General features: G+C 71.1%; 8 protein-coding genes. 6 read left to right on the top strand and 2 right to left on the bottom strand.

Translation table 11 applies throughout. The annotated features are described in order from the left end of the window. Positions 1 to 5 precede the first annotated feature (5 nt). From ABH926_RS39890 to ABH926_RS39910, 5 genes are all read left to right on the top strand, one after another. Positions 6 to 350 carry a hypothetical protein gene (locus tag ABH926_RS39890; protein WP_370371318.1) on the top strand — a complete coding sequence of 115 codons (345 nt, stop codon included), beginning with the start codon at positions 6 to 8 and terminating at the stop codon, positions 348 to 350. 11 nt (positions 351 to 361) lie between these two features. Then, positions 362 to 916 carry a SigE family RNA polymerase sigma factor gene (locus tag ABH926_RS39895; protein ID WP_370371320.1) on the top strand — a complete coding sequence of 185 codons (555 nt, stop codon included), beginning with the start codon at positions 362 to 364 and terminating at the stop codon, positions 914 to 916. Next, the gene (locus ABH926_RS39900; RefSeq protein WP_370371322.1) at positions 913 to 1,779 is read left to right on the top strand and encodes a hypothetical protein; all 867 of its coding nucleotides are present in this window, start codon (positions 913 to 915) and stop codon (positions 1,777 to 1,779) included. Before ABH926_RS39895 ends, ABH926_RS39900 begins: the two co-directional genes overlap by 4 nt. A gap of 71 nt (positions 1,780 to 1,850) precedes the next feature. Continuing rightward, positions 1,851 to 2,069: a hypothetical protein gene (locus tag ABH926_RS39905; protein WP_015795803.1), complete on the top strand. Its 219-nt coding sequence runs from the start codon at positions 1,851 to 1,853 to the stop codon at positions 2,067 to 2,069. Continuing rightward, positions 2,066 to 2,449 (top strand): hypothetical protein, encoded by a 384-nt coding sequence (locus tag ABH926_RS39910; protein WP_370371324.1) that lies wholly within the window; start codon positions 2,066 to 2,068, stop codon positions 2,447 to 2,449. The genes ABH926_RS39905 and ABH926_RS39910 overlap by 4 nt, the downstream gene beginning before the upstream one ends. Positions 2,450 to 2,510: 61 nt before the next feature. On the opposite strand, the gene ABH926_RS39915 is transcribed toward ABH926_RS39910, so the two are convergent. Together ABH926_RS39915 and ABH926_RS39920 are read right to left on the bottom strand one after the other, a co-directional pair. Then, complete coding sequence (locus ABH926_RS39915) at positions 2,511 to 3,851, bottom strand: ricin-type beta-trefoil lectin domain protein (protein ID WP_370371325.1); 1,341 nt, start codon at positions 3,849 to 3,851, stop codon at positions 2,511 to 2,513. Positions 3,852 to 4,034: 183 nt separating this feature from the next. Beyond that, positions 4,035 to 6,350, bottom strand: a complete 2,316-nt coding sequence (locus ABH926_RS39920) for a tetratricopeptide repeat protein (protein ID WP_370371327.1) — start codon at positions 6,348 to 6,350, stop codon at positions 4,035 to 4,037. Positions 6,351 to 6,636: 286 nt separating this feature from the next. Between ABH926_RS39920 and ABH926_RS39925 the strand changes: the two genes are divergently transcribed. After that, entirely contained in the window at positions 6,637 to 7,977 is a 1,341-nt protein-coding gene (locus ABH926_RS39925) for an Ig-like domain-containing protein (protein WP_370371329.1), read from the top strand. Positions 7,978 to 8,121 lie beyond the last annotated feature (144 nt).

Genomic DNA, 8,121 nt, shown 5'->3' on the forward strand with positions numbered 1-8,121 from the left:
GGTCGGTGGCCGCGGTGATGTCGGCGATGGACTTCGACGCGGTCAGCGCGGTCCGCCTCGCCGCCTGGACGCGCGGCCGTGTCAGCCTGGTCGGCGACGCGGCCTCGTGTGTGTCCCTGCTCGGCGACGGCTCCAGCCTCGCCATCGCCATCGCCGGCGCCCACACGCTCGCCGACAGCCTCGCGAACCACCGCGACACCGCCGACGCGCTCCGCGCCTACGAACAGCGGCACCGCAAACTCGTGGCCGCGAAACAACGTACTGTCGGCCTCGCGGCTGCCTGGCTTCGCGAACCCGATCCGAGTAGCGGGGCAACCATGCCCCCGCCATTCGGCATCGTGCGGGGGTGAAGGGGGTTGGCATGCTCGAAACGAAAGAGCCGTCCGACGACGGCTTCGACCGGTTCATGGCGGAGCGGTGGCCGCGCATCCTGCGTTCGGCCTTCCTGCTCACCGGCGACCCGCACGACGCCGAGGACCTCGCCCAGGCCGCGTTCGAGCGGGCCTGCGCCTCGTGGGGGAGGGTACGGCGGGCCGAGAATCCGGACGCGTACCTGCAGCGGGTCCTCCTGAACTGCCATCGCAGCCGGTTCCGCAAACGCCGGGTGCCGGAGTACTCGGTCGCGGCCGTGCCCGAAGGGCTCCGCCTGGTCGGGGACCACGCCGAGGAGCACGGCGAGCGCGACGTCCTGATGGCCGCGCTGAACGACCTCGCGCCACGGCAGCGCGCCGTCATAGTCCTGCGGTTCTACGAGGACCTCACCGAGGCGCAGGCGGCCGACGTCCTCCGGTGCTCGGTCGGGACCGTGAAAAGCCAGACCGCCAAGGCGCTGGCCCGGCTGCGCAGGCACGGGCAGATCGTGGAGTTCGCCCCCACGGCACGCACCACATCCAAGGATCGGGAGGGCGCAGCATGAGCACGGGACACTTCCCCCACGAGGGCGCCGAGCCCGAGCCCGGCGACGCGTTGCGCTCCGGACTGCATGCCCGTGCCGGCCGCGTCGAGATCCCGCCGCCGCCGATCGGCGTGGTGCGGCAGCGCGCGCAGAGGCGGCGCCGGCGGCGCGGGATGGTCCAGGGGCTGTCGGGGCTGGCGGCCACGTGCGCGGTGGTCGTCGGGATCGTGGCGTGGTCGCCGGGGGGAGGCGATGTCAGCGAGCCGGGGCCGATGAATACGGAGTCGAGTTCGGCGACACCTTCGCGGACGCCTGCGCATTCGCAGACACCTACGCCTTCACGGACGCCTGCGCCTTCACGTATGCCGACGCCGACGACGTCCCGGACCACATCGTCTTCCGACTTCCTCCTGGCCTCGGATCTGGGAGCCGGTTGGACCGGGCCGGTCAGCTCGGCGCCTCATGTCGCGCCGATCTTGGGCGGTAGCCCCTGTGGCGTCTCCGGCTACTTCTCGCCGCCAATGCCGGTGGAGCCGGGCCCCAACAAGCTCTACTTCCCGCCGCACGCCGAGAACGGGTTCGGGGCGCAGGAAGCGATCTACACATACGCCGCGGGAACGGGGGCCTCCGTCATGGCGAAGGCGCGCACGGCGCTTGAGGCGGGGTGCGGAGATCCCCAGACAATCAAGCTGTTGGCTTCGCCTTCGACGGTCGCCGATGAAGCGATCGTGTTCACCGCCGGCGGAAGCGGCGGCAACATCCTGGTCCGCAGTGGCGACCGAGTCGCGTCGGCGGCTGTGGAGACCCTCCCGCCGGGCCAAGACCGCACGGCATCGATGGTGGCGCTGGCGAAGCAGATGGCGGTTCGCCTCACGGACGGCTGACCGCAGGGTGGGCTCGCCCGGATGGACCGCCCCCCTTGATCCGAAAGTTTGTTCGAGTAGGATCGCGAACCGTGGAACCGCTCATCCCGCTAGCCCGTGCCGTGGCCTCCGAGGTCGACCGCCTCGGAGGCTTCCCCGCCGCCGTCCACATCGACGGCCCGCGCTCCGTGGTGGTCATCGAGGGCCTCGCCGGCCCGGAGACCGCCGCCCGCATCCAGCATGCGCTCGGCCGCGTGCGCCTGCGCGTGGAGGCCGACGGCGCCGGCCGGCTGCGCGTCTACCCGAGTTGAGCGGGGGAGGGGGCGCGGCCGGCGGCTCCTACTGGTCCGGCGGCCCAGACGGCCCGGCACATCCGAACCGGCGCCAAGGCCCGAACGACTCCGCCGCTCCCAACACCCCCGCCCGCGACGCCCGCCGCCTTCCCCGTCCGCCCCGCGACGCCCGCCGCGTCGAGCCGCGCCAGCCCGCGATCTGGGTCCGCGTCGACGGCCGCTGGCTCCCCGGCCACATCCAGTGCTGGTTCACCCACCGCGGCCGCTGGGCCTGCTGGCTGTCCTACCAGGCCGACCCGGCGCACCCGACCGTGGCGGCGCTGTGGGGCCTGTTCGCCTACGACCCCGCGTCGATCGTCAGCCGCGCCGCCCACCCGACCCCGCCGGGTGCCTCCTGAACGGCGCGCGGCCCCGGACACGGGAGGTGTGTCCGGGGCCGCGCGTCGACTGCTGCTTCGCTTACGGCAGGGTCCATTGCTGGGCGTTGGTGCCGTTGCAGTCGTAGATCTGGACCTGCGTCCCCGACTGCGTGGTCGCGCCCGGGACGTCCAGGCACTTGTTGGACTGCGGGTTGTAGAGCGATCCGTTCGACTGCGGGATGAACACCTGGGATCCGGTGCCGTTGCAGTCGTACAGGTCGACCTTCGTGCCGTCCGCGGTGCCGGCCGCGTAGACGTCCAGGCACTTGCCCAGGACGTGCAGCGTGCTGCCGGCCTGGACCACGCTCCACTGCTGCGCGGCGGTGCCGTTGCAGGTGTAGATCTGCACCGGGTTGTAGTTCGCGGTGCTCGAGCTCCGGTCGTCCAGGCAGATGTTGGAGCCGACGCCGGAGTAGATCGGGCCGCTTCCCGGCGGGGGCGGCGGGTTGCCGCCGCCGTTGCCGGTGGTGGTGTAGGCCGCGACGTAGTCGACCTGCATCGTGCCGCCGGAGGCGGTGGAGCCGGTCGGAGTGGTGCAGCCGCACACGCCGTTCGGGAAGCCGCCGCCCATGGCCAGGTCGAGGATGATCGACAGGTTGTGGTCGTAGGCCTGCTGCCAGACCGAGGCGCCGACCTGGCCCTCGCTCACCGAGAAGTACTGGTTCCCGTCCAGGTAGAACGTGATGGACTCGTTGGAGGTGTCCGTGCGGTCCAGCACCATCGTGTACGTGTGGAAGCCGCTCTGGCAGCCGCCGCAGGCCCGCAGGCCGCTGCCGATGCCGTTGCCCTCGTTGCACACGCCGCCGGGGTAGGTGCCGCAGTGGATGGTGCCCGCGACCTCCGACAGGGCGTTGACGTCCTCCATGATGTCGATCTCGCCGTTCTCCGGCCACTGGCCGGGGCCCAGCATCCAGAACGCGGGCCAGTAGCCCAGGCCGCCGGTCGGCTGCTGGATCGAGGCGGTGACCTCCAGCTTGCCGCCGGCCGGCGCCCCGACGTTGGCGGTGGTGGTCTGCACCCGGCCCGACGTCCAGTTGCTCCCGCCGCCCAGCGCGGTGATGTCGAGGTTGCCGTTGCCGTCCAGGTGCACGTTGCTGGTCGAGTTCGTCATCGTCTCGATCTCGCCGGTGCCGAAGTTCGAGCCCGGACCGGTGTCGTACATCCACTGACCGTCGATGCCGCTGCCGGCGCCGCCGTTGAAGTCGTCGAGGAACACCTGGTTCCAGCCCGACGGCGGCGGGGGCGCCGAGGCCTGCGCGGCGCCGTCGGGCGCGACGGCCCAGGCCGCGAGCGCCACGGCCAGCGGCGCGGCCAGCGCCGCGAGGCGCCGGAAGCGTTTGCGGGCGGTGCGGGGTGGTGACTGCTGTGGGGCTGAGGACATGTGGGGATCTCCTGGTTTGACGCACCACGAATACCCGCGGACCAGGATCCGGGGCTGTGGCATCCACAGCCGGCATCATGCGTCCGCGCGGTCTATACCAGTTGCGCGCGCAAGCTTATGAAAGCGCTCTCACCGGGGGCTGTCCAGAACAGAGACAAAGAATCTTGATAATCTTTGCCTGGCTCAAGCGCTCTCGACCAGTTCCGAGAGCCGGTCCTCGGCCTCGGCGACCACCCACGAACCGGATCCCGTGGCCAGATCGACGACCTCCTCATAAGCCTTGCGGGCACTGGGCACGTCGTCGCGCAGATGATGGAGCTCCCCGACCAGCAACAGCGTCGTCGCGCGCAGCACGGGCGCCTCGAACTTGGTGCGCAGGTCCAGGGAACGTTCGTAGGTCGCGATGGCCTCGAGGTATTTGTCGCAGGCGCGATAGGCGTAGGCCATGGTGTCCAGGACGGTCGCCTGTCCCCAGATGTCGCCGAGTTCTTCGAAAAGCGCCAGCGATTCCTCGGCCAGCGGCACCGCGGCCTCGGCTTGGGCGTGGTCCAGGTGCGCCATGCACCACGCGACGAGATTCAGGCTTTGAGCCCGGGTCTTCTGATACGCCTTCGTCTTTTGCGCCCGGCTCAGTGTGAGTGCGAGCCGCGCCGCCTCCAGCCCCGGGCCGTAGTCGCCGCGCCGGGTGTGGACGCTGACCAGTCCGCACAGCGCCTGCGCCTCATAGAGTTCGTGGCCGATTCTGCGGTAGATGTCGACTGCCCGCTCGGCGTCGGCCGCCGCGTCGTCGAGGTCGCCCATGCCGCACAGCGCCCATTGCCGGCGGTCCAGCGCGTACGCCTGGGCCTCGGGGTGGCCGAGCCGCTCGGCGGCCAGCAGCGCCACCGTCTGCATCGCGGTCATCTCGCGGTATCGCCCGGTCTTCGTGTATTGCCCGACGAGGGACCAGGCGAGTTGCCAGGCCGCCGCGGGATGGGTGTCGGCCGCGGAGAGGACCAGTGATCGCAGCGATGCGAGTTCTGCTTCAAACCATTGGGAGGCGGCGTCCGCGTCGGCCAGCGGGACGATCGCGGGCGGAGCCGTCTGGAGCGGGAGGACGATCGGATTGCGTTTCGGGAACTGCAGGACGGCGCCGCGATAGGCCGTGTGGAGGTAGTGCTCCAGAAGCCGATCCTGTGCGGCTTCCCGCTCCGGGTCGCCCTCGGGCGGACAGTGCTCGAGGGCGTAGCGCCGCAGCAGATCGTGCATCTCGTGCCGGCCGTCGGAGCTGGTCCCCACCAGGTGCTGCTCCTGGAGCAGACCGAGCAGTCCGGCCGCGGTGTCCACGTCCACTCCGGCCAGGGCCGCGGTGGCCTCGACGGTGAAGTGGTCGCCGGGATGCAGGCCCAGCAGACGGAACATGCGCCGCGCCGGATCGGAGAGCGCACCGTAGGAGAGGTCGAAGACCGGACGCAGCGAACGGCCGCCGGCCGCGACGGCGTCGAGCCCGCCGGTGGCCAGCCGCTCGGCCAGGTCCCGCACCGACCAGCCGGGCCGGGAGCGGAGCCGGCCGGCGGCCAGCGCGACGGCCAGGGGCAGCCGCCCGCACAGATCGGCCACCCGCTCGGCGGCCTCGGGCTCGGCGCCGACCCGGTCCCGGCCGGCGACGGCCGCCAACAGCTCGACGGCCTCGGACACCGGGAACGCCTTCAGTTCCAGCGGTATGCAGCCGTCCAGTCCGGCCATGCTGCGCCGGCTGGTGATGAGCACCAGACAGCCGGAGACGGCCGGAACCAGGGGCCGTGCCTGCTCTTCGTCGGCGGCGTTGTCCAGCAGGATCAGCGTCTGGCGGCCGTGCAGGCGGTCGCGGAACATCGCGGCGCGCTCGTCGGCGTCGGCGGGGATCTGCTCGGTGGGCACGCGCAGGGCGCGCAGGAAGACGTCCAGCACATCGGCCGGGTCGGCGGGCGGCCGCTCGGGGTCGAAGCCGCGGAGGTTCACATACAGCTGCGCGTCCGCGTATCTCCCGGCCCGCGTCAGTTCGTGGGCGGCGTGCACGGCCAGCTGCGTCTTGCCGACACCGCCCATGCCCTCGATCGACGCGACCACCACCCGGTCCGCGCCGGATCCGGCCGCCCGGACCAGATCCGCCAGGGCTTCGGCGCGCCCGGTGAAGGTGGCCAGATCGGCGGGGAGTTGCCGGAGCACCCCGGACGGCGCGGTGGCGGCCTTGGCCGTGATGTGGGCCCGGACGTAGGCCTCGCGCCAGCGGGCGACGTCCGCCTCCTCGACCACGCCCAGCGCGCGGACGATGGCCATCACCAGATCCATGTCCAGGCGGCTGCGCCCGGTCTTGAAAGCGTCGACGACCGTGGAGGCCGACACGTTCTGCGGGGGCCGCATCATCGCCCCGGCCTGTTTGGCCAGGGCGCGATAGGACGGCTGACCGGCCCACGCGCGCAGCTCACCAAGCAGATCGATCAGCTCCGCCAGCCCGCCGACCTGGCCGGGATCCGGCATCTGCCCACTGTGCGATACCACGACAGCCCTCTCATGCCGACGTGCCGTACGCTTGCCACCGCGTCTACGCTCGCTCGTTTGTACCGGATCTGTCACGAAGCCATGATCGGTCGAATTCTTCAGCAACCTTAGGGCAGGACGTGACGTCTAGGTGGGTGTACGGACGCCAGGGGGCCCGGCGTGCAGGGATGCACGAGCTGTGACCACCGCGACACACTCCGTACGTGACTAGACGTCAAACGCTTTATACGTGGTCAGATACTATGCGCATTCCAAGGAGGGACTCGTGGCACGTCAGCACGGCCGGGATGGTTCTGCGGGCGCCGCCCGCCGCGTCACCGTCCGGCCCGCGTGGCGTCGCGCCGTCCAGCTGACCGCGGTCGCCGCCGCGGCCACGCTGCTGGCGGCCGGCTGCGGCAGTTCGTCGGGCTCCAAGCCCTCGGCGGCGGCTCCGGCTGCCAACGGCAGCTCCGCGCCCAGCGCGGGAGGCAGCTCCGGGACGACGGGGGCCACCACGCCCTCGGCGCCGGCGACGCCGCTGGTGCTCAGCGCCAAACCGGCGGACGGCGCGACGAACGTGGACCCCTCGACGGGGATCCAGATCAGCGTCGCCGGCGGGAAGATCGAGTCGGTGACGGCGCAGGACGGCAAGGGGGACAAGGTCAACGGCGCACTCGCCGCGGACGGGTCCTCCTGGTCGTCGACCGGGACGCTGTTCATATCCAGCAGCTACACCGTGACCGGCAAGGCCGTGGACGGCACCGGGGCCGAGAAGGACATCTCGGCGAAGTTCACGACCATGACCCCGCAGAAGCGGCTCGGACTGCAGAGCTACTTCCCCGACGACGGCACGACCGTCGGCGTCGGTCAGCCGGTGTCGGTGACCTTCACCAACCCGCCGAACGCCAAGGACCGCGCGAACGTCGAGAAGGCGATGACGGTCACCACCACGCCGCACGTCGACGGCGCGTGGAGCTGGATCACCGCGACCCAGGTCGACTGGCGCCCGCAGAACTTCTGGGCCTCCGGCACCAAGGTCTCGGTCCAGATGAACCTCAACGGCGTCAAGGCCGGCGACGTGACCTACGGCTCCTTCACGAAGGGCTTCAGCTTCACCGTCGGCCGCGACCAGCGTGCCGTCGTGGACACGGCGCACTTCACCATGCACGTCTTCCAGGACGGCAAGGAGATCAAGCAGATCCCCACCGACACCGGGATGAAGGGCTACAGCACCTGGAACGGCACCATGGTGGTGCTGGACAAGCAGCCGATGATCGAGATGAAGTCCTGCTCGGTCCCGGGCTTCAGCTGCACGCCGGGCGTCGGCAACTACTACGACCTCAAGGTCTATGACGACGTGCACCTCACCACCTCGGGGACGTACGTCCACGCGGCCGGGTGGGACAACTCGATCGGCACGGACAACACCTCGCACGGCTGCGTGCACTTGAAGCCCGCGGACGCGGACTGGTTCTACAACTTCATCAACGTCGGCGACCCGGTGACGATCACCGGAGAGCCGGACATGGTGCACAACGGCAACGGCTTCACCGACTGGAACGAGAGCTGGCAGACCTGGCTCGCCGGTTCGGCCGCGGGCGTCTCGGCCGCTCCGGCCGGCCAGTGAGTCCGATCGCCGGTCAGTAGTCACAAAGAACCGGGCGGGGGGGGGGGGGGGGGGGGGGGCGGGGGGGGCGCGGGGGGGGGGGGGGGGGTCAATAGGCGGACCCCCCCCCCGACGCGCGGCCCCCGGGGGGCGGGCCCCGAGCCG

The sequence above is a fragment of the Catenulispora sp. GP43 genome (genome assembly GCF_041260665.1).
Taxonomy (GTDB): Bacteria; Actinomycetota; Actinomycetes; order Streptomycetales; family Catenulisporaceae; genus Catenulispora.

Bases quoted from the DNA above. Each gene is read 5' to 3' on its own strand.
- ABH926_RS39895 (WP_370371320.1), top strand. From the start codon at position 362: ATGCTCGAAACGAAAGAGCCGTCCGACGACGGCTTCGACCGGTTCATG.
- ABH926_RS39915 (WP_370371325.1), bottom strand. From the start codon at position 3,851: ATGTCCTCAGCCCCACAGCAGTCACCACCCCGCACCGCCCGCAAACGC.
- ABH926_RS39900 (WP_370371322.1), top strand. From the start codon at position 913: ATGAGCACGGGACACTTCCCCCACGAGGGCGCCGAGCCCGAGCCCGGC.
- ABH926_RS39920 (WP_370371327.1), bottom strand. From the start codon at position 6,350: ATGCCGGATCCCGGCCAGGTCGGCGGGCTGGCGGAGCTGATCGATCTG.